The following is a 20,733-nucleotide window of genomic DNA, read 5'->3' as shown; positions in this document are numbered from 1 at the left end:
GTCTGAGCAGGCCCTGATAGAAGTGTATCTGCGGCAGGGAGGCGAATAAAGAAGGTTGGCTGACAGAGCATCTTATCTTTGAACCAGCGCACCCTTGTGTGCAGAGATTGTGGTGTGGAGGGATTGTGCTACCCGGGCGAATTCGTCTCCCCGGGGCAGGCCCACAGGCTTTGGCGTGCGCTGGCGGAACTGATCAGCCCGGAGTAGTGCTGACCAGGGAGTTCACTCCACCAGCTTGACCCATTCTCCAGCCTCCGGCGTGCCGGTGGGGTAGTAGCCGTTAAGCAGGCGAAGAGTTTCCTCCGGATATTCAGCGAGTTTGCTGTTCCGGGCTACGGTGGCGAAGTCAAAGTACTCGCTGACCTGGTAGTATCTGATCTTCAGCTCATTGCCCGGCACCATCTCATTACGCTGGATCGCCCGGAAAGTTCGTATCGAAGAGAGCAGCATGCTGTCAACTTCTTCGGGAAAATCAGCGCTGCTTACCTTGCCACGAAAAATATAGGCCCGCGGCCCCATGTAGATAACCGCTATCCGCTCGGAACCGCCCGCCGCAGACTCGACCACACCGGTGTGACCGATCAGACGGTACTGGTTGAGGTCCTCAGACTTCTGCAGGTTCACAATGCCGAGTTTTTCGCGAATAAATACCCGGGGCTGGATATTCTCCGTGATCCGTTGCACTTCCACGTGCAGGGAATCCAGTTCCGGGCCCGTAGCCGTGACCGTGGTGGGAGTCTCCTGTACCTGCCACTCGGGTGGAAACACCATCGTGTACCCCAGCAGGTTCTGATAGTAGCGATTGCGGTCATCCCGGGTCTGGGAGGCGTTGCTTTCCCCCACTACCAGGCCGTCTATTCTAGCGCGGAACGCTGCCTCATCAACCGCCAGAACCCGGCTGCTGTCCAGCTGGCCTACGCTGGCAATAGCCTGTTGCAAGCGGGTGTCGTTACGCGGATGGGTTGCGAACAAACCGTGGTAGCCCCCTCCCTGACCGGTCACACGCCGCCGGAAGTCCTCCTGGTTTTTCAGTACCGTTATAACCTCGATCATGGCGGCCGGATCGTAGCCCGCCCGAAACAGGTACTCGGCACCCAGGCGGTCGGCTTCCAGCTCCGCCTCGCGTCCGTAGCCACTCAGCCCGGTCTGCGCCCAGATGGAGGCGACCTGGCTGACCTGTGACCCGATGTAGCCGCTGCGGGTAGCCACTGCCGTAACAACTCCCCCCACCGTCGATGCCACATTCGCCAGACCGGCTCGGGCCTGTTGCTGTACCGCGTGGCGGGCGGCAATGTGCGCAATCTCGTGGGCGATAACCGCGGCCAGTTCAGCCTCTGAGTTGGTAAAGGTGATCAGACCACGGTTCACATAGACAAAACCTCCCGGCAAGGCGAAGGCGTTGATCTCCGGGCTGTCAATCAGGGTGAATGTAAAGGGCAGGTCCGGCCGATCGCTGGCCTGCACCACGCGATTACCGATCTCGGTGACATAAGCGAGCAGTTCCTCGTCGTCGTAAACCGGCATACTGGCAAGAACTTTCTCGTGTTCCTCCTCGCCAATTTCTATCTCCCGATTCTCCGACATGAGCACCAGGTTGGGCTGGCCGGTAGCCGGATTGACCGCGCAGGACCCGACCGACAGCGCTATCACCAGCAGCGACAATGCCATGACCAGGTATCGCGGGCGGTGAGCGGCCCATAGCCTGATGAAGTAATAAAGTGCAGTAGGTGTAAGAGTGCTCATCATATCTTGGGAGACCGGATGTCTTTACCAGGGCCTGCTATCAATGGACTTTCTCAAAACCTTCTCAGCCTCAGCCGCCGTTAACAAAAGTCTTCAGCTGGTCCGCCAGCCGACTGCAGGCATTGGCCTCTACCCTGGCCAGCAGGGGAATCGGAATAACCACCGCCGGCAGGTAGGACTGGCCGGTGGCATCTGTGCTGATAGTGCCGACTGACGTCAGGGCATCCACGTCCCAGATGCGTGCGTCGAATTCGGAGTCGTCTTCCCAGGAGCCGAACCCGAAGCAACCGCCGCCGCCCGGACCTATGGCACAGGAGATCGAACCTGAACGACCGGTTGTCTCCGTGAACCCGTCTACCCAGACAATATAGCGAATACCGAACTCATCTATCTTATCCGCGACAATCTCCTCGGACATCAGACGCTCCAGATCCTGAGTCCGCAGCGGCGCAGTGCGCGGTTCGAACCACGGAAACAAGGCATCAACGAATTCCTTCTCAGGAACCACGTTAATGCTGTTCGAACCGCGGTTCACCTCGTCACCCACACAATCCACAAAGTCGGCGCGGGTTTCATAATCACTGGCCTGCCTGCGCCCCAGAATTACAATGGACTCATGACTTTCGATGCCAGTTTCACCCTGCCTGAACTCGTCGACCGTCGTGCTGGTGCAATTGGCAAGTATCAGCCCCAGGGCCCAGAATACAGACAGACTGCGCAAGTGTTTCGTGTATTCACCAGACTTATTCATTGTCATCCTCAAAACTCTGTTCAGACCTACTATTCAATTCACTAGAGACTCGCCAGCCAGTCTCTGATTTCCGGAACCCTGGCAAACTTCAGTGTAAAACTGGAAGCCAGGTCCCGTAAGGCGATGACCGCTGCCTCGTTGATAGACGCCTCGTTGGAGCGAAACGTTTCTATCGTGGTCTTGCCGTAGGATGTCTCCACCCAGTCCGCAATATATTCTCCGTCGGGAGTCGTGAGGCGCATGTTGTACTTAATCCACACCTCGTAGACATCCAGCTTGGTTTTGTACGGCAGGGCAAGCTGAAAGTCCTCGATCGCCGGTTCAAAGACCGCATCCACGGCCAGGTCCCTGGCCTGATCCAGCGAGTTGATCAGCACCACTTCCTCGAACATGCCTGGCAAAATGGCATTAAACAGGTCGACATGAGATTGACCGCTCTCGATGTTATATTCTTCCTGCCCCTGCTCCGTGTACTCCGTATAGACAAAATTTCGCAACGAGTCATCGTAGTAGACCGCTACTTTAAGAGGAATTTTCGATACTGTTGGCGTTGGATAATTACCGGAGATAGTAACAGTACTGGCACCGCAACCGGCAAGCAGACCGAGCACGGCCGTCAGGATCATGCCTGTAATACGTTTTCGGTAATTCAATGCCGCCATATCGCTCACTACTTTGGTTGCTGAAATGTGTTGACCGTTAAACCGGTTGGCTCTCTGTTTAAGCTGTATAAGCCGTCAGACCGATTATTCTTAACTATCCTGCACGACCACCGTGACTTACCCTGACATCCGTTACAACCCTGGCAACCTGTGTCCAGCCCGGGACTGCACCACGCTTTCCTGCAGGACAGCCTGTTCACTGGCCGTTGCTTAAGGGGCGAACCGGTGCCAGGTTGTCTCATCGGCGGCGGACGGCTCCTTCCCCTGTTCCGCGCGGAATCTTGTATCCTGCCATTTGCCTGGTATACGCCGAAATCTGCCGGCAGGATTATCCCTTAGCTGCTATAGGGCCCTCACCTGCCCACTTTACCCCTGTCCTTGAAGTTTCTGAATCACTTTCGAAGCAGATTTAATACCGGTTTATCGATTCTGTCAGCGAAAATCGTTCAGGCCCACGAAAGTTCCCCCATTTCGCTGGGTGAGTTCCCGCATCAGATTGGAAAACCGGTATACACTTTGCTGGAATCGGGCATCAAGCTGAAAAATGTTCGGAAAACCGATCCCGTGAATCCGAACCCGCCGGTTCCCGTCAGCATCCGCGACATTGATGCGGTCGATTGTTCGCAGTACTTCGGTAATAGACCCGCCTGGCTGGAAATCATCACCGAGCACGTAAATGCTTATCTTCTTGTCAGGTGAATAGAAGCTGTTGATGGCCCGCGTCACTCCCTCAACGGGGCTGCTGTTACTGTAGGGATTCCAGCTCCGCAGCGTGGAAATAATCAGGTTACGCCGGCTGGGCGTGTCAGGTATCCACTGACCCCGATAGGAATCGAACATGTAATCGCCCATGTCGTTCATTACCTGAATGCCTTGCACATTGGGGTACACATCGAGGGTGTCGCCGATCACCTCCAGCATCCGGTTCCAGCTGGACTCGTACATACTGCCCGACGTATCGATCACGAAAATAATGTATTCGCTGTCCACCGGAATACCACCGATTACATTATTTTCCCGACTGAAACTCTGCCCCAGCAGCCGCTCCATTTCAGCGGTAAGGCTCTGCCTGGCAATGGACAACTGACCGATTTCCTCACTGGATTCCTCTGCCAGTTGTGAAGAAGTCTGGAATGCGCCCTGAATATCGGTCAGCTCCCGGCGTAGCCTGGCGACCCGTTCCCGATAGGCTGACAGCTGTTCCCGCTTGGCGTTGAGTTCCCTGTTCAGCACAGTGGTCTCTCCGCGGATGGCGAACAGCTGTTCCCGCAATTCATTGACGGACCCTTCCGGATTCACGTCGGTGAATTCAATCACCACCGGTGTGGCACTCTTGGTGATCATCAGCAACAGAATGATGGCGCCAAAGCCGCAGGACATGACGTCAAGAAACGAAACACTGAACGAATCCGTCTCGCGATTTTTTCTCATCAGGGCCAATCCTTCGAAGGCGACAAAAAGGATCCTCTGGTGTACTGGGCCAGTTGCCAGTACGAAGCCGCCGCTGAGGGGTCGCCCTCGAGGGGAAGCAGGACAATATTGACCGGTATCCCGTTCGGCAGCTCATCCACGGCGTCTTCAAAAAGTTGCAGCCGGCGCCGGGGCGTGACCAGGGCGTCGGTATTGCGACCATTGCCCAGCGTGGGCAAACCGTCGGTGATCAGGAATATATTGTCCGGCGGCGGATTCATCCCGGCAACGGCCTGGAATACCTGGGCCAGATTGGTGCCCGCGTCCGGCACAGTATTTTTCACGCCATCGATGGCTTCATTCAACTGTTCACGGTCTGCGACTTCCAGCCACTGACCTTCGGTACCTGCCAGGGCCGCCGAGGTTTCATCACTGAAGCTGTAGATCTGATAGCGGCTGGTGATAGGCAGCTGACTGCTGATCCAGTCTACCGTCTTGACCACACGCTGCCATTTTGGGGCATTGCGCTTGGCCTCCTCGGACATGTTGCGGGTTCTGATGATGTTCACCAGGGTTTCATCCAGCATACTGGCAGAGCGGTCGACCAGGATCAGAATTCTGTTGCCGCCAAGATACAGGCCGGACAGATACTGGCGATCCCCGTCGCCGAGAAACTGGCGCGCGCTGTTACCCTCCTGTTCAAGGGCGCTGGCCTGGAGCCGCTGCAGCTCCTCTTCCAGAGCGCGCACATCGGCACGCAACTGCTCGACGCTTTCCACCCGGGCCAGGCTGTTGTTTTCCAGGGCCGCCAGTTCCTGCATGAAGTCGTCGATCTGATTCTGAATCTGGCGCGCCAGACCCTCAGCCCTCACCACTTCCAGGCTGACATCATCCAGGGTATTGCGGATTTCGACCAGACCGTCCTGCCCCTCGAGAACCTCCCGCTCCAACAGGTCTATTTCAGCCGTAAGACCGGAATCACCCTCCACGGCCTCTACCTGGGCGGCATGATCCAGAATCAGAAAAAGCAGAACTACCGCCCCAAAGCCACAGGACATCACGTCCAGAAAAGCCAGACTGAGGGGGTTGAAAGCCCTGCGCTTCTGTTTATTTGATGCCATCCCTTACTCTGATCAAGCGTATCGTTTCACTATTTTCGCCAAACTGAACCAGATCACCCAGCGCCAGGGGCTGCTTGCCTGAAATTCTCTTACCATTGACCAGCGCACCGGCCTCTCCACAGACCAGGCTGACCTGCGCGCCATCTCTCTCTATCTGACCCAGGTAGGCGGGCAGTCCGTTCATCGCCAGCTGAATCGTCTTGCCGTTTACCCGACCAGGACCGTTACCCTGTGCCTCGTTGTTAATCGTGATCTTTCCCAACGGCAGGGCGTAGCTGTCAAAAAGTACGTGGGTGGGCGCATCGCCAATCGGGTCCACGGGGGACGCGTCAGGCCCGGCAGCCTCGCTGAGACTCAATGGCGCGGAAACCGGCAGACGGGTGACGAACTGAAATCCTTCATCCACGCTGTGGATATATTGTGCAAACTCGATACAGGTCTTACCCAGCGTTTCCGGCCGGGCAATCTTCAATTTCCCCTGTTCCGGAAGCGAGCTGACAAAATCCGGCAGGCCTGCCAGAGTCGATGAAACCACCAGCTGGGTGTCCGGCCCGGTGTTTATGCCGGCTATCTGCTGATTGATGCGCTGGTAAAACTCCGCAAGCTTCTGCAACAGGGTTTCCCAGGGCAGTTTTGCCTGGTGTACGGCACTGCTGGTCTTGATCTCCATCAGCAGACTGCTGCGATTCTCGCCAAATTTGCTGAGCCAGCCGGGGATCGCGTTGTACAACTGTTGTTCTGAGAAGGCGTCATGTTGGGGATTGAAGCGGCACTGTTGAATGAACAGTCCGGTAGCAAGCTGCATGATAAGGTTGTAAAAATTCTGCAGGCCGGCTTCCGGGATCTGCACTACCGAATCCCGCTGCAGCTGGCCATCAACCAGGGAGAACCGGGTCAATAGCGCCTGGTGAAGCTGAATATCAGCGAATATCAGGGTCGGCCTGTTGACCAGGTTGACGGTGCTGGCCAGCGCCGCGTCCACTACACCAACCGGATTAAAGGGGCACTGTCGCGCAAGCCCAAGCAGTATAGCCAGTTGCTGACTGGTAAAATTACCCGGCACGGCGAAGATTACATCACCGTCGAGTGCGGCTTCCTCAGCGACGTGCAACAGATGGGCGTACGCCAGATCGGCGAAGTGTCGGATATTGCCCAGTGAATAGCCGAGCGGCTCGAGGCTCAGCTGGTGCCAGAACTTGTTGAAGCTGGTAGTAGGGCGCAGGCGTGCCTGCTGCTCAGCTGCTCTGCCGACTTCCAGTCCACGATCGCCCACCAGGGCAAACCCCGGGCTTTGTATCAACAACCCGCTTTCGTCGCTGACCGATACCGCTGAGTCATTGAGCTCGACTACCTTTATGCTCATACATGACCATCCTGGCCGGGGACCTGTAACCTTCGGATCAGGTTTTCATTGCAATAACTCTGGGCATCCAAAACCAGCCGGTCCTGCAGCAACTGCAACTGGTGGAGCAGAAACATCAACAGAATGCTGACCACCAGGGCGACGAAAGTAGAGTTGAAGGCGACACCCAGGCTGACGGTAACACCGACAATATCACCGCTTACGGCCTGATAAGCCTGGCCCAGCGCCTGTCCGATACCTCTCACCGTACCCAGGAAGCCGATAGACGGGATTGCCCAGGCGATATAACGCACGATTGTCAGCTCGGTTTCCAGCCGCTCCGATTCAGTTTCGCAGACGTCTTTCACAGTCGTCGCCACATCCTGAATATTGCGGGTAGTCTGAAACCGGTGCAGCCCCGCCAGCAGGGCTCTCGGCAGCAGGTAGTCGCGCTGCACGTCGGGCAGCGCCTGCACAGGCCTGGCAAAATTGCGTGAATCCTCCGGGAGGATACTCATGCCGTCCCCCACATTGATCAGTGACTGCTCCAACAGGCTGCGCTCGCGCAGAGTTCTCTGAATCTTCAGCCCGATAATGGAGATCGCCCAGAGCAGCAGAACGATGCAGGTTTCCTGCTCGAAGTCCTTGAGAATGACATAGACTGATCGTTCAGGAATATAATTCTCATCCGTTTGCTGTAGAAATGTCTGTTGTTCCTGTATCAGGTCGGCGTTGGGCCTGATAACTGTCACGTAGACAGAATGCACCAGGATTACGGCGATAATCAGCGCCGCTACCTGATAGATCAATTCCCAGAGTAATCCTTGTTTCATAACGTGTTCCTTGCCGAAGTTTATGCCTGCTCAATCGGGTAATCAGATATCGGCGGGAAATGACACGCCGAGATCCTGGGAAATCTGTTCGGTGGGAATAAATCTGGATGGACTGTCCTCTTCCTCCAGTTCATCCGTCTGATCGGACTCCTCGTTCAATTCACTCTGTGTCGAAGCGCTGTCCTCCTGACCGGGCGTGGCTTCTGCCCCGTTATCGGCAACGGCCCCGGAATTCGCCTCCGCGGCCATCAGCGAACCTGGCACGCAGAATCCCGCCAGACAGATCAGTACAAATGCTCTATATAGTGCCATCCCATCAGTCTCCGAGATACCGGGCAACCCGGAACCCGACATCGTCTCGCGGGTCATTACCGAAATCCCGAAAGGACAGGCGGAGCTCGGTAACCGAGCCATTCGACCAGCTGGAGCCGCGAATGGTGTGATATTCGCCGGATTCAGGACCAAGGGGGTCCGTCTCGGGCGCCCCACCCAGGGTCCCCACCGACCCATAAATATCGTGAACCCACTCCGCCACATTACCGGTCAAATCGAAAACCCCGTGATAATTGGCGTCAAAACGCCCGACGGGAGCGGCCACGGGGTAACCGTCAGTATACTCGATCACGATTTCTCCCAGCAGGGCACGGGCCGAGGTGTCGGCTATATTGCCCGGGCTCCCGACCGGTGGCAGCCTGTCTCCCCAGGCGAATCGCAGTTCGCCGTCACTGCCTGTCGTGCGTGCGACCCAGGCCCATTCGGCTTCCGTGGGCAAACGATAGCCCACTGAATCGGGATTGGAACCTACCACCTCCCCTTCTTCGACCACGTAGAAGACCGGCAGTCCCTCCTGCTCGCTAAGCCAGTTACAGTACAGGGCAGCATCCTGCCAGCTGACATTGGCAACCGGCTGATCATTCAATCCCAGCGGCTGGCCCTGAAAGGTACCGGTTGTGTGATCCGGCTTGAATCTTTGAAAGGCTTCGTTGGTTACCTCATGCAGACCGAAATAGAACGGTTTTTCCAGAATTACTTCGCGCAGGGTTTCGTTGGGTCGCCGGCCAGGTTCCCGACGGGACGCACCCATGGTGAAGGCTCCGGGGTTGAACAGTTTCAAAGTCTGGCCGCCGACCGTGCTGATCTGTGGCCTTATCTGCTCTCTGCGCTGCTGTTCCAGGGATTTGAGGGTGACCCGGATCGCCTGGTCCAGCCCCGGCCGTGAGACGAACTCCGTCGTGTAGGGAACATAACCCGCTTTACGAATCTCAATCTGCTGACTGGCAGCCATCAGCTCAATGGTCTGATTGGCACTGCCCCGGAACTCCCCGTTCACGTACAACTCGGCGTCTTCCGGGACAGCTGCTATCTGAACACTGGTGACTATCGGTTGCAGATTCAGGGTTACCGCCGACTCCTGGTCAGGCACAGTTGTGATTGACCGGCTGGCCTCCTGGTATCCCGCCTTGAACAGGGTGATTCGATGCTGTACACCTGGCGGCAGGGCGACCTCCAGCGGAGTCTGCCCCTTGAATACGCCATCTATAGTCACGCTCGCATCGCTGGGGTTGGAGCGAATGAAAACCAGGCCGTCGGCAGGGATGAGCTGCACCCGGGGAATACTGGTGTCCTGCCCGGCGATTATCGAGAGTCGCTGTTGCCAGGCCTGGTGCCCGGCCAGTTTGACGGTGACATCCCGCTCTCCCTGCAGCAATTCTGCATTCATTGGGGTGGTACCCACCGACTCGCCATCGACCAGCACCTCAGCACCAGCCGGTTCGCTGGTGAAACTGACCACCGCCCAGGCCGGATCCAGCTGCACTTCAAAACGCTCCCGCAGGGAACGTCCGTTGACCGTTATGGTTTCCCTGTGCGGCAGATAGCGCTCCCGGGACACGACCAGTTCGTGTTCACCCGCCTCCACCCTGGCATCCAGCAGCGGTGTCTCACCTATGTCTACCCCGTCAATCTGAACTCTGGCCCCGGCCAGATTCAGGGACTCCACGGCTACCAGGCCTGGCAGTATGCGCATCTCAATGGGATGAGTCTGGGACTGCTCGTCAGTCACGAAGAGCTTGGTATCGAGATCCTGATAACCGGCATTCCGGAGGCTGAGGTCGTAGATGCCTTCGCGAATCAGGTACCGCTGCCCCATCTTAATGGCCAGGCCACCGTCTATTGTGACATCGGCTGTAACCGGTTCTATCTCGATAAAAACCGATTTCGCGGTCAGAGTGAACCACGCGGCTGTGGCGGAAACCAGAAGAAACGCCACCAGAAACAATTGCCCCCAGCCCAGTTTGAAAGTAAACGCTTTTTTCCTGCCATCGTGGGGAGCGAAATCAATTGGAACGATGGTTTCGGGAATTGTGTTCTGCCGTTTCTCGTCAATGCCCGCCATATCATCAACGACCTCGGGTCGCTACAACTTCTTCTTCGCACACCACTACAACGGCTTCCGGCGTTTGCCCGAAGCCAACCACAAATTCCGTCCGCACGTCCCGGTACCCCTCTCTGATCCCCATGGCCACGTAGCGGCCGGGTTTCAGCGACAGGCTTCTGGCGTCAAATGAACCAAGCTCCTCATGACGCAACAGGGTGACTCGCGTGGCATTGTCAGATACAAAATTGACTGTCACGGGAATCTGAGAGCTTTCCAGCAACGCTTCCAGTCTATCCAGCTGTGACCGCAGTCGGGGTCCGGGTGATTCAAGGTTGCGGCCGGTGTAGTAGACGTCAACAGTCTGCTGATACACCTGATCATCAGCAAACCGTTCCGGGCTGGCGATAGCCGCCTCCAGCAGTTGATCGAGCCTGAGACGCTTGCCAGCGTAATCCAGTCCCTGCTGGGCGAACACCAGGTTGGGGTCGATCTCCAGAACCTCTTCGTACCTGGCAACCACCTGCTGCCACTGTTCAGCATTCTGCGCCTCTTCTGCCTGACTGCGCAGACGGTCGATCTCCACGAGTGCTACAGCATCCCGGGTCTGCTGAATAGCCGCTGCTGCCTGATCCTGATTAATACCCAGTGCCGCCGCCTTCTCAAAGGCTTCGATGGCCCGTTCCGGCTGCTGGTTCTGCAATAGACTGAAGCCCTCGGACATCACCCTGGCAAACCGGTTTTCCAGTATCTGCCGGTTGATCGCACCATAGGCGTCCCGGGCCATGCTGTTCTGTGGATCCAGATCCATTGCTTCCCGGAATCGATCACGGGCAGTTTCCAACTGGCCGGCCTGGAGCAGACTCTCGGCTTCGGCGATGATTGCGTTCACCTCATCGAGGTTCCCGGCCCTTTCCAGCCCGATTGCCGCCCGCTCGTTTTCCGGATCCAGTTTTACAGCGATGGAGAACTTTTCCAGCGCCCGTGCCGAGTCACCGGTTCCGAGTGCCGCCTCGCCGTCCACAAGAGTTTGCTCAAGAACGGTGGGAACTCTCTGCAGCAGGCCCTGCAACCCGCTGAGACCGGCCTGGTAGCTGCTCTGGGCACCGATAAAATCCTGGGCAAGATAGGCGTCATCGCCCGCCTGTGCCTCTGCCAGTGCTGACTGGTAGTCAACCTCGGCCCAGGCTTCTACCTCGATGGCATCCAGCTCAGCCTGCACCGCCAGTAATTCGGCCAGCACATCCTGGGCTTCCTTGCGCTGAATTGCGCGCTGGGCCTCGGTAAACGGAGAGACTGCATTGCTGGAAGCGCGGGCCGGAGCCTGCCCCGGCTCGGGCGCTACAGAGGCTACATCTACTGCCCGGCGCTCGAGGGGAAGCTCATACTCAGTAACCAGCGTGGGCAGGACAAAAATGACTACTAACGCCAGCAAGGCCAGCATACCAAGCCCAAACCAGACCCAGGGCGAGGGCCGATCGGATTTCTTTGCCGCAGAAGCCGGCGTCAGTGCGGGTGAATTGGCAGCGTCAAATTCAACCGGCTGGATTTTCTCAATATCATTGTCTGGCATAAGTCAGGAATCGAAGAGCTCTAATCAAACAGGGCTGGCGGACAGGAAACTTCCGGTTATTGTAATCCCGCTTCAACAGCATAGATATCCGCCAGAATTTCTTTCCACTGGTCGTATTGTTCTTCTACATTGCCTGACAGCGTAACAGTGCGATCCTCCAGATTGATCACTTTGGGGGCCACCTCGGTTTCCAGTGACTGGCCCAACTCTTCCAGTGCCGCCACGTGAATCTGTGCCTCGGCCCGCTTGTCGAAACCGCTTTTAATCAGATAGGCACCGGCACCCACGCCAATGGCTCCTCCGGACTGACCCACATAGGTACCGCTGCTGGCTGCCGCGATACCGCCTATCACTGCCGCGGTGCCCGCGATAAAACGCCGCCGGGCTGACTGTTGCAACTCACGCAGGGTAATGGTTTCGTAATAACTCTGTTCCCGCCAGGAGTCGTAGGGCAGTCTCATCTGGCGGCTGAAAGTAGAGTAGTAGTCCTGTACCGTATCGATGAACATGAAATCCCGTTCTCGAATGGCCTGTATGCGGGCCAGGGTCGGATCGTTCTCGGCGGGCAGCCTGTTCAGCCGGTACTGGCCGTTTCGATCCAGGGCCAGGTAACTGTCATAAACCTCCGGCGCGAAACGCTGGGCGAACAATACCTCGGAAATCTGTCGGATCTCGGTAATGCGGGTACTGGTCAGATTTTCCTTACGATAAAGCAGCAGGTCGTTGGCGATGTTGTTATAGATCACCTGGAAGGGGTCTGCCATGCTGCGCTGGCTCGGATCGTAACTGAACTGACTGATTACCTCGTAGTATTCCTTGGAATACCATTCCCGGCCGCTGGAATCGCGGACATTAACCCGGATTTTCATGGCCTCGCCATTAGACTGGAGAATTGTGCCACTCAGCATGACGTCCAAAGGGCTGCTGCCGTTGGGAAGGACCCGCACCAATCCCCAGTTGCCGGAACGCTGCAGCGTATCCGACAAAAGATAGGTCGCGTAGCGGGATTCGGCGACCCGGATCTGGCCGTTCACGGTATCTTCCTCGCCATCTTCAATCTCGTCGATACCCGGATCCAGGACCATGATACCTACATCCATCAGCAGGTCTTCGGGCTGATACTCAGTATCCTGTATCACGGGCGTATAGGTGGTACTTTTCACGACATGTGAAGCACACCCGTTGACCAGTAGCCCAGCGATTAAAACCAATAGCAACCTGAAACTGATTCTCTGCATCACTCCTGCTCACTTATACCCGTGTATTTACGATATTCATCCCAAAGCGCCTCACGAAGCTCCGGATCCGGTTCCCGCATGGCTGCTTCTCGCAACTGCCTGGCCACTACGTCATCATCCCGACCACTGGGAATGTCTTCCGGTGGCGGAAAGGTTTCGGCCGGTGGAGCACTGGAAGATGAAGAAGGCATCGAACCGACTGGAACGCCACTCTGCTGCCCCCCCGTACCTGGCGGCAATACCTGCGGTCGTCCACCGGCACTGCCAGCACCACCTGCCGCAGCAATATCACCAATGCCGCCCTGACTGCCCGGCTGCCGTTCCACTTCACGCTGGGTGCGTTGCCTTTCGTCTAGAATCAGGCCATCGAACACCTCGTAACCGCGGCGCAGCTGTTCGTCCAGCACCCCGGCCCGCTCGGAGGCTGTGAGTGTACCGGTCGATCCGCCGCCGGTTTGTCCGCCGCCTGACTCCGTGCCACCGAGGCCACCTCCAGGGAGGGAATCCAACGTGTAGTCACCGCCGCCACCGGCGCTTTGCCCACCCAGGCCGCCCGGGTTACCGCCGATAAGGTCACCGGTAGAGCCATCTCGCTGTCCACTGGAGCCACCACTGCTGTCGCCGGCTCCGGTTGCGCCCCCGGAACGGGGATCAAACCCCGGACTACCAGGGCTTCCTGCCTGAGAACCTGCCGTGCCCGTGCCGCTGGTCTGTTGCCCGGTCGTCTGGGCACCAGGCAGGCTGGACTGCCCGCTGGAGCCAGCGCTATCGCTGCCCGGTAACTGCTGACCCTGGCTGCCCGCCTGGGAGCTGCTGGTGGGAGAACCCTGCGACGAAGCGGAACCACTGGAGACTGACGGGAAGCTGCCTGCGGAACTGCTGGAGGGCGAACTGCTCGCCGAGGGAATACCAGGTGATGGAAAACTGCTCGACGATGAGGAACCGCTCGACGAACTCGATGACGAGCTGGAAGAGCTCGAAGAACTTGATGAGCTTGTTGAACTGGATGAACTGGATGAACTGGACGTCGAGCTGGAAGCCGAAGGCATGCTCGGCATACTCTGGGAACTTGACGAGGATGACGATTGACAGGCCGTGAAAGCGGCGGCAATACCGATAGCCAGCAAGGTAGACTTAAAGTTAATTCTGTTCACGGTAGTCATGGTTGTTTCCCTGTTCAGACAGCTTCCATTTCATAGAAGATGTCTGTCTGCTTTCCTCTGTTTGCTGCAGTAGGACGTCGTTTAATCCAAGCTTACTCATTGATCCAATCTACATTCAGCCGCATCAGTATTTAATACTGCACCAGCACTCTAATAGACCATCGGGTTCGCTAAATATTTCCCAGCGCGCCTCCACGGCACAACCTTTCGCACCTCTTCGGACAGGTAAAAGAGTGGCTTACTTCCTGATACGTCACCACTTCCCGGTCAGATTCCGACTAAAGATTCAGCCCGCTGGCTTTGTTGCACTGCCTTGACAGGCCGACGCATGCCGGCGAACTGGCCTGAAGGCCAGAGCTTTGTGGCAATTAATCAGATGCTCCTTAGTAGCAGGGCAACCCTTAACCGGCCCTTAACAATAAGCGAAGCACCGAATGCTTGCCAGTCTTTCAATAAACGTACCGGTACCGGAAACGATTACTTTCGCTTCTTACCGGTTGACCGTCCTGCACCACCGGCCGGAAAGTGGTCGACCTGACGAGGCGCCGAAGAGAGGAAAGAATGCGTGCATCCACCTCGTCACCCTCGGCCAGAACCTGCAGATCCACAACCGTGCCGTAAGGCGTCACATCAAACTCGACATCCACATGACCACTCGCCCTGGCGACCAGCTCCCGGCCCTTGACATTAGCCTCCACGAAAATCGAGTCGATCTCATCCGAGAAGTCTGGCAGCGGCTTCACACTGCCAAATACCGCTGTTAACAGCTCATCGCGATTTTCCTGTCCAACCAATGCAGCGTAGGCTTCACTGTAAGCTTCGTGGGCGGACCGATGCCGGTCAAACAACAGGTACCAGTCGGCCAGGTGTATCAAGGCGGTAACGTGCTCAATTGACCCTGCCTGCTCTTCGGAATAGGCTGCGACCACCCGCTCCAGGGCATCCAGCCCCTCTTCGTAACCCTCAACAAAAGCCGCATTGTGGGCTCGATAACTGCCGGGGTACCTTTCCTGAATGACTCTGAACTCCGTCATCGGTGTGCTCTCAATCAAGCCCCGGTAGCGGGAAACCAGGAACGCAGTACCGGCGGTGTCGCGCAGGTACTTGACGTAACGCTCATCCCGATTTCCGAAGTTAATACTCACTATGTTCGATGCCGCCTGATACAGGCGCAGCGCGCTGACCAGGTTCAACGCTATCTGGTCTCCATAGCCGGCGTTGAATGAACTCAGTTTCCAGTTGGCCAGCCGATGGAGTACCGGAACCAGGCGCGGGTCATCCTCCCCGTAAGCCCGGCGCTGATTGTAATACAGGTACTCCTGGTACTGATCCGCGCCTTCCCAGTCCCCCAGGGCAAGATGGGCATTCACCAGTCGCTCTGCCAGGGGAATGTGATTCAGGCTGTTCAGCCCCAGATTGACCCGGCTTATGTGCATTGCCCTGGTGTAAGTGTCTATCGCTTCCTCGTAAGCACCCTGTTGTTCGTAAACCTCTGCCAGCGAGGCGAGGTTTTCAGCCAGGTTCAATTCCCAGGGTCCGCCTTCAGATTCGATCTCACTGATAGTCTGCTGCAGATTCTGCAGATTGGGCAGGGGTGCCTGCCGGGCGCGCTGCGCCGCTCGCCGGGGGGTCGCCTGATCATGCTCCGGCTCTAGCAGGCCATCAGCTTCGCTGCGCAGTGGCACGGGCGTATCGAAAATGAGCGTCTGATAGATGAAGTCAGTCGACGATGATTCGGATTCTGACGTCTGAGCGGATTCTTCCACATCCTGGGAAACGTTTTCCTGGGCAGATCTTCCCTGTGAAAAGCAAAGCAAGGGCCATGCCAGAATCAACACGGCCAGGTGCAGAGGAAGAACTTGTCGAGCTATTCGAGACATCATGACGCCCTAAGCTACCAATTACATCACTGATCGCCAACAGTTCACCGGTCAATCAATCGATCAATCCGTCCGGCTAAGCCGCAGATTTCCGAGATCGTCCAGTTTCGCCGTCCAGCCTTTTTCCAGATAGGTGGTTGCCGACAACTCGCAAATTATAGCCGGGCCTTTGACTTCCATCGTGCTATCCAGCTGCTCCCGCGCATACACCGGCAATGTATTACTACTGCTTGAGACCTTAAGTGGATCGAATTTATTCGCTGCCAGTGTATTTCCTGCGGCCGCCAGGCCCGGTTGCCGGTGAGCCGCAAAGATACGTGCCCTCAAGTTCACATACTCCAGCTCCCGGGACAAGGAAAATCCGTAGCGCTCCCGGTGCAGACGGTGAAACTGCTTCTCGGTCCCCGCCTTCCCGACCCAGGGCAGATTGAGGGTGGACGACTGCCCCTGATAGCAGATATCCAGGCTGGGGTCAGCTTTCAGCTCTCCGGCGTTGAGACCCTCGGCCACCAGCTCCCCCATACCCTGTTCGATCAGATCCGACAGTGCCTTATCAACATCCGGTTCGCTCACTTCAGCGGCAGACAGCCTGACGGTGCGTGAATACTGGCGCCCCCGCGGAGCCACGAGCATTCCCATGGCGGACAGGACGCCCGCGTTGAGTGGCACAATTGCCTGTTTCATGCCCATGGAATCGGCCAGGGCACACACATGGAGCCCCCCTGCACCGCCGAAGCTGGCCAGCACAAAATCAGCGGGGTCATAGCCCCGTTGCACTGAAATCATCCGCAGGGCGCTGGCCATGTGTTCGTTGGCCACCTGAATAATCCCCAGCGCCAGTTGGTCCATATCCAGTCCGGCTGCCGAGGCCAGGATGGCCATGGCACGCCGGGATGCCGGCAGATCAAGCCTGAAGTTTCCCGCCAGCGTAGCGTCGGCCGGAATGCGGCCAAGTACCAGATTGGCATCGGTGACTGTCACCTCGCCCCCTCCCCTGCCATAGCAGGCCGGCCCCGGCTCGGCCCCGGCGGAACGGGGTCCTACCTGAAGCATGCCACCGCTATCCAGGAAAGCAACTGACCCGCCACCTGCACCAATTGTGTGCATATCCACCATAGGTACGGACACTGGATAACCTGCGATCTGACCCTCGCTGGTGGTTTTCAGCTCTCCGTCCAGGAGCGCTACATCTGTCGAGGTCCCGCCCATGTCAAAGCTGATGAAACGGGATTGGCCCAACTGTCTGCCCAGATGCCGCAGCGCTGTCAGCCCCGCCGCAGGACCCGAAAGAAGCAGATTTACCGCCCGCGTGGCTGCCGCTTCCGCACCGATGGTTTCACCACTGGATTGCATGATGGCAAGCCGGCAGCTGCCCAGTTGTTCTCTCAGCGCCAGCAGGTAGCGGTTGACGATCGGTCCAAGACTGGCATTCAGCCAGGTCGCCATGCCGCGTTCGTATTCCCGGAACTCTGGCAATACCTCCGACGAGCGACTGACAAACACCCCGGGCAGCGCAGCTCTGACGGCGGTTTCCAGATCCCGCTCGAAGCGGTCGTCCAGAAATGAAAACAGCAGGTTGATCGCCACGGCCTCCGGGTGCAATTTCACAACACCGGCCTGGACAGCCTCGATTTCATGCTCTGGCAACGGTTCCAGAACCGTTCCGTCAGCCCCCAGACGGCCGGCCGTTTCGAGGCACAGCGCGCTGCTGACCGGAACCGGTCGCGGGGTAAACTCGAGCTTGTACAGGGCGGGGCGAGTCTGACGGCCAATTGACAGCATGTCACCAAAGCCATGGTTGGTGATAAAGACGGTTCTTGCGCCCTTTCCTTCCAGCGCCGCATTGGTGGCCACGGTACTGCCGTGAACAATGTTCAAAGCGCCATTGCCGGCCAGCTCAGCAAGGCCCATCTCCTGTATACCCTGCATAATTGCCCGTTCCGGTGCTGCGGGGGTAGACAGTACTTTATGGACCCGTAGCTGATTGCCGGCATCGGTTTTCTGCCAGAAAACGAAATCAGTGAACGTCCCCCCGGCGTCAACGCCCAGGATGGCGGTGTGTTGTGCGGATGTGGGCATCTTAACTTGCTGAAGGTTCTTTACAGGATCCGTGAGAAAAGATTATAACGCGCGTTCACCGCTTTAATCAGTGCAATCGTGGCGAGCCACACCAATCCTGACCCATCCATGCCTGAACTACCTGAAGTAGAAACCACAAGGCGAGGCATCGCGCCTGCCATACTGCACCAGCCTGTCAAATCGGTCGTCGTGCGTACCCTGCGTCTGCGCTGGCCGATTCCTGAGCAGCTTGCGTCCAGCCTGGTGGGAACCCGATTCAATCAGGTCGAGCGACGGGCCAAATACCTGTTGCTCGACAACGGAACCGGCAGACTGATTATCCATCTGGGCATGTCGGGCAGCCTGCGTATCGTTCCCGCCTCGTTGCCAGCGGGAAAACACGACCACGTGGATATCGTATTCCAGAATGGCATTGCGTTGCGATTTACCGATCCAAGAAAATTTGGCTGTCTCCTTTGGCAGCAGGGCCCCCTGCTGTTACACCCGCTGTTTCGCAGACTTGGCCCCGAACCCCTGACCGCAGATTTCGACGGCGACCACCTTTGGCGGGCAAGTCGTAACAAAAAAGTGGCGATAAAAAATTTCATCATGGACAGTTCGGTTGTCGTCGGAGTGGGGAACATCTACGCCAATGAGTCGCTCTTTAACGCGGGCATTCGCCCCACCCGACCGGCCGGAAAAATTTCCCGGGCCCGTTATAGTCGGCTTGCAGATGAAATCAAACAGGTGCTGCACAATGCCATCGAAGTGGGAGGCACCACGCTGCGTGACTTTACCGGTGGCGATGGCAAACCCGGCTATTTCAAACAGTCGTTACGGGTCTATGGTCGCGGCAATGCTCCCTGCCAGGTGTGCGGTAAGCCCTTGACGGAGGTAAGGTTGGGCCAGCGCAGCACGGTTTTCTGTCGGCAGTGCCAGACCTGAACACCCCATAGCCGTGAGTCCAGACAGCTTCCTCACGGGGCAATGCAGAACTTGATCAGAGACTCCCGGACCCTGAGGGCGGTTTTCTTCTGGTCATCGCGGCCACCACTGCCGGGTGGACGAATTTTGAGATATCACCTCCGTAAGAGGCTATTTCCCTGACCAGGGTAGAGGAAATATAAGACAGGTGTTCAGCCGGCGCCAGGAAAATGGTCTCTATCGAGGGTTCCAGGACACGGTTCATACCCACCAGCTGAAACTCGTACTCAAAGTCGGCGACGGTCCGCAGACCCCGCAGAATAATATTGGCACCTCGCTGTTTGACGAATTCGGTCAGCAATGAATCGAAGGCGCAAACCTCGACATTATCCACGTGCGCAAGCACTTCACGGGCCAGGTCCACGCGCTGCTCGGTAGAGAGGGCGACGCTTTTCTGCCTGGAGGTGCCGATGGCAACGATGGTGTGGTCAAACAGCCTTGACGCCCGCTCCACCAGATCGGTATGCCCGTTGGTGATGGGGTTAAAGGTACCGGGATAAACGGCTACTTTCATTGTGAGCTCGCGAGAGGAGTTACGGAGGCATTCTATCGGAACGGTTCGGGCGGCTCAACGCAGGTTTTGCCACTCACCAATGAACTTGACAATCCGATTCTCCAGCCAGAATCGATCGGCTGAGGAGGCGAATCCCACATGCCCACCCCGGTCGCTGAAATCCGTAACCAGCGTTTCACCGAAATGGCGCTCCCCCGGCAGGGCGGCCTGAGGAATAATGGGGTCATCCAGGCTCTGCAACAGCAGGGTGGGTACCTGTATGCCCTCCAGAAAGCGAAGACTGCTGCACTGCTCATAGTAGTCGCCGGCGCCGTCGAAACCATGCAGCGGCGCGGTCACGCGGTCGTCAAAATCCCATAATGATTTCAGCTTCCCCAGGTCGCCGCAGGCCCGCAGGAGTTCGAGCTGTTCGGAATTGCCCTGGCGCTCGAAATGGTGCTTCTTGGCTTCCACGTCCGCCACCAGACGCCGCAGAAAGTAGCGACCGTATATTCTGCTCATGCCTCCCAGCATTGCTCTGGAGCATAAGGCCAGGTTGAAGGGTGTGGACACCGCCACGGCACTCTGTACGGCAGCAGACCCGCCCGACTCCCCCAGCCACTTCAGTAACACGTTGGCGCCCAGAGAAAAACCAACGGCCGCGAATCGATGGTCAGGCAATTGATTGCTCACCGCCGAAAAAACTTCTGACAGATCTGAAGTGACCCCTGAGTGATAAGCTCTGGCAAGGCGATTGATCTCCCCGCTGCATCCACGGAAGTTCATCGCCACACTCTGGTAACCTGACTGCCCCAGTCGATGCTGCAGAGACTGGATGTAGCTGGAGCGCGAACACCCGCACAGGCCGTGCAATAAAAGAACTGCCGTTCTATTATTATCCAGGAGCTGCGGAGAAGGGTCATACCAGTCGACATCGATGAAATCACCGTCACGCAGTTCAATGCGCTGACGCCGGTGATTAATGGAAGGTACGGTCGCAAATTTCCGCCACAGCGTTTGAGCGTGACCATTTTTCAGCCAGGGTACGGGAGTGAATTCCGCTGATTCGGCAATCAAACTGCCTTTGTTAGTGTGTGTCCTGTTCACC

Annotated in this window: 18 protein-coding genes; 2 read left to right on the top strand and 16 right to left on the bottom strand. The window is 57.2% G+C overall.

Annotated elements, in window-relative coordinates; translation table 11 throughout:
- Positions 1 to 222 precede the first annotated feature (222 nt).
- The 12 genes from R3F50_06980 to R3F50_06925 form a co-directional block, all read right to left on the bottom strand.
- On the bottom strand, positions 223 to 1,746 hold the full coding sequence (locus tag R3F50_06980; GenBank protein ID MEZ5490048.1) for a M48 family metalloprotease: 1,524 nt from the start codon (positions 1,744 to 1,746) through the stop codon (positions 223 to 225).
- A 67-nt stretch (positions 1,747 to 1,813) separates the two neighbouring features.
- Positions 1,814 to 2,494: a hypothetical protein gene (locus R3F50_06975; GenBank protein ID MEZ5490047.1), complete on the bottom strand. Its 681-nt coding sequence runs from the start codon at positions 2,492 to 2,494 to the stop codon at positions 1,814 to 1,816.
- A 41-nt stretch (positions 2,495 to 2,535) separates the two neighbouring features.
- On the bottom strand, positions 2,536 to 3,156 hold the full coding sequence (locus R3F50_06970; protein MEZ5490046.1) for a hypothetical protein: 621 nt from the start codon (positions 3,154 to 3,156) through the stop codon (positions 2,536 to 2,538).
- A 432-nt stretch (positions 3,157 to 3,588) separates the two neighbouring features.
- Positions 3,589 to 4,587: a VWA domain-containing protein gene (locus tag R3F50_06965; GenBank protein ID MEZ5490045.1), complete on the bottom strand. Its 999-nt coding sequence runs from the start codon at positions 4,585 to 4,587 to the stop codon at positions 3,589 to 3,591.
- Positions 4,587 to 5,687, bottom strand: coding sequence for a VWA domain-containing protein (locus tag R3F50_06960; GenBank protein ID MEZ5490044.1), 1,101 nt, complete (start codon positions 5,685 to 5,687; stop codon positions 4,587 to 4,589). Before R3F50_06960 ends, R3F50_06965 begins: the two co-directional genes overlap by 1 nt.
- Positions 5,674 to 7,050 (bottom strand): hypothetical protein, encoded by a 1,377-nt coding sequence (locus R3F50_06955; protein ID MEZ5490043.1) that lies wholly within the window; start codon positions 7,048 to 7,050, stop codon positions 5,674 to 5,676. The genes R3F50_06960 and R3F50_06955 overlap by 14 nt, the downstream gene beginning before the upstream one ends.
- Complete coding sequence (locus R3F50_06950) at positions 7,047 to 7,862, bottom strand: MotA/TolQ/ExbB proton channel family protein (GenBank protein MEZ5490042.1); 816 nt, start codon at positions 7,860 to 7,862, stop codon at positions 7,047 to 7,049. Before R3F50_06950 ends, R3F50_06955 begins: the two co-directional genes overlap by 4 nt.
- Before the next feature lie 42 nt (positions 7,863 to 7,904).
- Entirely contained in the window at positions 7,905 to 8,174 is a 270-nt protein-coding gene (locus tag R3F50_06945; GenBank protein MEZ5490041.1) for a hypothetical protein, read from the bottom strand.
- 4 nt (positions 8,175 to 8,178) lie between these two features.
- Positions 8,179 to 10,257 carry a PEGA domain-containing protein gene (locus R3F50_06940; protein ID MEZ5490040.1) on the bottom strand — a complete coding sequence of 693 codons (2,079 nt, stop codon included), beginning with the start codon at positions 10,255 to 10,257 and terminating at the stop codon, positions 8,179 to 8,181.
- Between the two features lie 4 nt (positions 10,258 to 10,261).
- On the bottom strand, positions 10,262 to 11,809 hold the full coding sequence (locus R3F50_06935) for a hypothetical protein (GenBank protein MEZ5490039.1): 1,548 nt from the start codon (positions 11,807 to 11,809) through the stop codon (positions 10,262 to 10,264).
- 56 nt (positions 11,810 to 11,865) lie between these two features.
- The gene (locus tag R3F50_06930; protein MEZ5490038.1) at positions 11,866 to 12,972 is read right to left on the bottom strand and encodes a hypothetical protein; all 1,107 of its coding nucleotides are present in this window, start codon (positions 12,970 to 12,972) and stop codon (positions 11,866 to 11,868) included.
- A gap of 74 nt (positions 12,973 to 13,046) precedes the next feature.
- Positions 13,047 to 13,556, bottom strand: a complete 510-nt coding sequence (locus R3F50_06925) for a hypothetical protein (GenBank protein ID MEZ5490037.1) — start codon at positions 13,554 to 13,556, stop codon at positions 13,047 to 13,049.
- A 307-nt stretch (positions 13,557 to 13,863) separates the two neighbouring features.
- On the opposite strand from R3F50_06925, the gene R3F50_06920 reads away from it, so the two are divergent.
- Entirely contained in the window at positions 13,864 to 14,136 is a 273-nt protein-coding gene (locus tag R3F50_06920; protein MEZ5490036.1) for a hypothetical protein, read from the top strand.
- Between the two features lie 523 nt (positions 14,137 to 14,659).
- Here the strand turns inward: R3F50_06920 and R3F50_06915 are convergent.
- Entirely contained in the window at positions 14,660 to 16,090 is a 1,431-nt protein-coding gene (locus R3F50_06915; GenBank protein ID MEZ5490035.1) for a hypothetical protein, read from the bottom strand.
- A gap of 63 nt (positions 16,091 to 16,153) precedes the next feature.
- Positions 16,154 to 18,169, bottom strand: coding sequence for a hydantoinase/oxoprolinase family protein (locus tag R3F50_06910; GenBank protein ID MEZ5490034.1), 2,016 nt, complete (start codon positions 18,167 to 18,169; stop codon positions 16,154 to 16,156).
- Positions 18,170 to 18,277: 108 nt separating this feature from the next.
- Between R3F50_06910 and mutM the strand changes: the two genes are divergently transcribed.
- Positions 18,278 to 19,093 carry a bifunctional DNA-formamidopyrimidine glycosylase/DNA-(apurinic or apyrimidinic site) lyase gene (gene mutM / locus R3F50_06905; GenBank protein MEZ5490033.1) on the top strand — a complete coding sequence of 272 codons (816 nt, stop codon included), beginning with the start codon at positions 18,278 to 18,280 and terminating at the stop codon, positions 19,091 to 19,093.
- 55 nt (positions 19,094 to 19,148) lie between these two features.
- Here mutM and coaD read toward each other — a convergent pair whose 3' ends face one another.
- Positions 19,149 to 19,646 carry a pantetheine-phosphate adenylyltransferase gene (coaD, locus tag R3F50_06900; GenBank protein MEZ5490032.1) on the bottom strand — a complete coding sequence of 166 codons (498 nt, stop codon included), beginning with the start codon at positions 19,644 to 19,646 and terminating at the stop codon, positions 19,149 to 19,151.
- A gap of 54 nt (positions 19,647 to 19,700) precedes the next feature.
- A complete protein-coding gene (locus R3F50_06895; protein MEZ5490031.1) occupies positions 19,701 to 20,732 on the bottom strand; it encodes an alpha/beta fold hydrolase in 1,032 nt (343 codons plus the stop codon).
- Position 20,733 lies beyond the last annotated feature (1 nt).

It is taken from the genome of Gammaproteobacteria bacterium (assembly GCA_041395725.1).
Taxonomy (GTDB): domain Bacteria; phylum Pseudomonadota; class Gammaproteobacteria; order Pseudomonadales; family Pseudohongiellaceae; genus NORP240.
Note: the sequence above shows the minus strand (reverse complement) of the source record. Positions and strands in the feature narration are given on the sequence as shown.

Excerpts from the sequence above, each read along its gene's own strand:
- R3F50_06980 (MEZ5490048.1), bottom strand. The coding sequence starts at position 1,746 with ATGATGAGCACTCTTACACCTACTGCACTTTATTACTTCATCAGGCTA.
- R3F50_06975 (MEZ5490047.1), bottom strand. The coding sequence starts at position 2,494 with ATGAATAAGTCTGGTGAATACACGAAACACTTGCGCAGTCTGTCTGTA.
- R3F50_06970 (MEZ5490046.1), bottom strand. The coding sequence starts at position 3,156 with ATGGCGGCATTGAATTACCGAAAACGTATTACAGGCATGATCCTGACG.
- R3F50_06965 (MEZ5490045.1), bottom strand. The coding sequence starts at position 4,587 with ATGAGAAAAAATCGCGAGACGGATTCGTTCAGTGTTTCGTTTCTTGAC.
- R3F50_06960 (MEZ5490044.1), bottom strand. The coding sequence starts at position 5,687 with ATGGCATCAAATAAACAGAAGCGCAGGGCTTTCAACCCCCTCAGTCTG.
- R3F50_06955 (MEZ5490043.1), bottom strand. The coding sequence starts at position 7,050 with ATGAGCATAAAGGTAGTCGAGCTCAATGACTCAGCGGTATCGGTCAGC.
- R3F50_06950 (MEZ5490042.1), bottom strand. The coding sequence starts at position 7,862 with ATGAAACAAGGATTACTCTGGGAATTGATCTATCAGGTAGCGGCGCTG.
- R3F50_06945 (MEZ5490041.1), bottom strand. The coding sequence starts at position 8,174 with ATGGCACTATATAGAGCATTTGTACTGATCTGTCTGGCGGGATTCTGC.
- R3F50_06940 (MEZ5490040.1), bottom strand. The coding sequence starts at position 10,257 with ATGGCGGGCATTGACGAGAAACGGCAGAACACAATTCCCGAAACCATC.
- R3F50_06935 (MEZ5490039.1), bottom strand. The coding sequence starts at position 11,809 with ATGCCAGACAATGATATTGAGAAAATCCAGCCGGTTGAATTTGACGCT.
- R3F50_06915 (MEZ5490035.1), bottom strand. The coding sequence starts at position 16,090 with ATGTCTCGAATAGCTCGACAAGTTCTTCCTCTGCACCTGGCCGTGTTG.
- R3F50_06910 (MEZ5490034.1), bottom strand. The coding sequence starts at position 18,169 with ATGCCCACATCCGCACAACACACCGCCATCCTGGGCGTTGACGCCGGG.
- mutM (MEZ5490033.1), top strand. The coding sequence starts at position 18,278 with ATGCCTGAACTACCTGAAGTAGAAACCACAAGGCGAGGCATCGCGCCT.
- coaD (MEZ5490032.1), bottom strand. The coding sequence starts at position 19,646 with ATGAAAGTAGCCGTTTATCCCGGTACCTTTAACCCCATCACCAACGGG.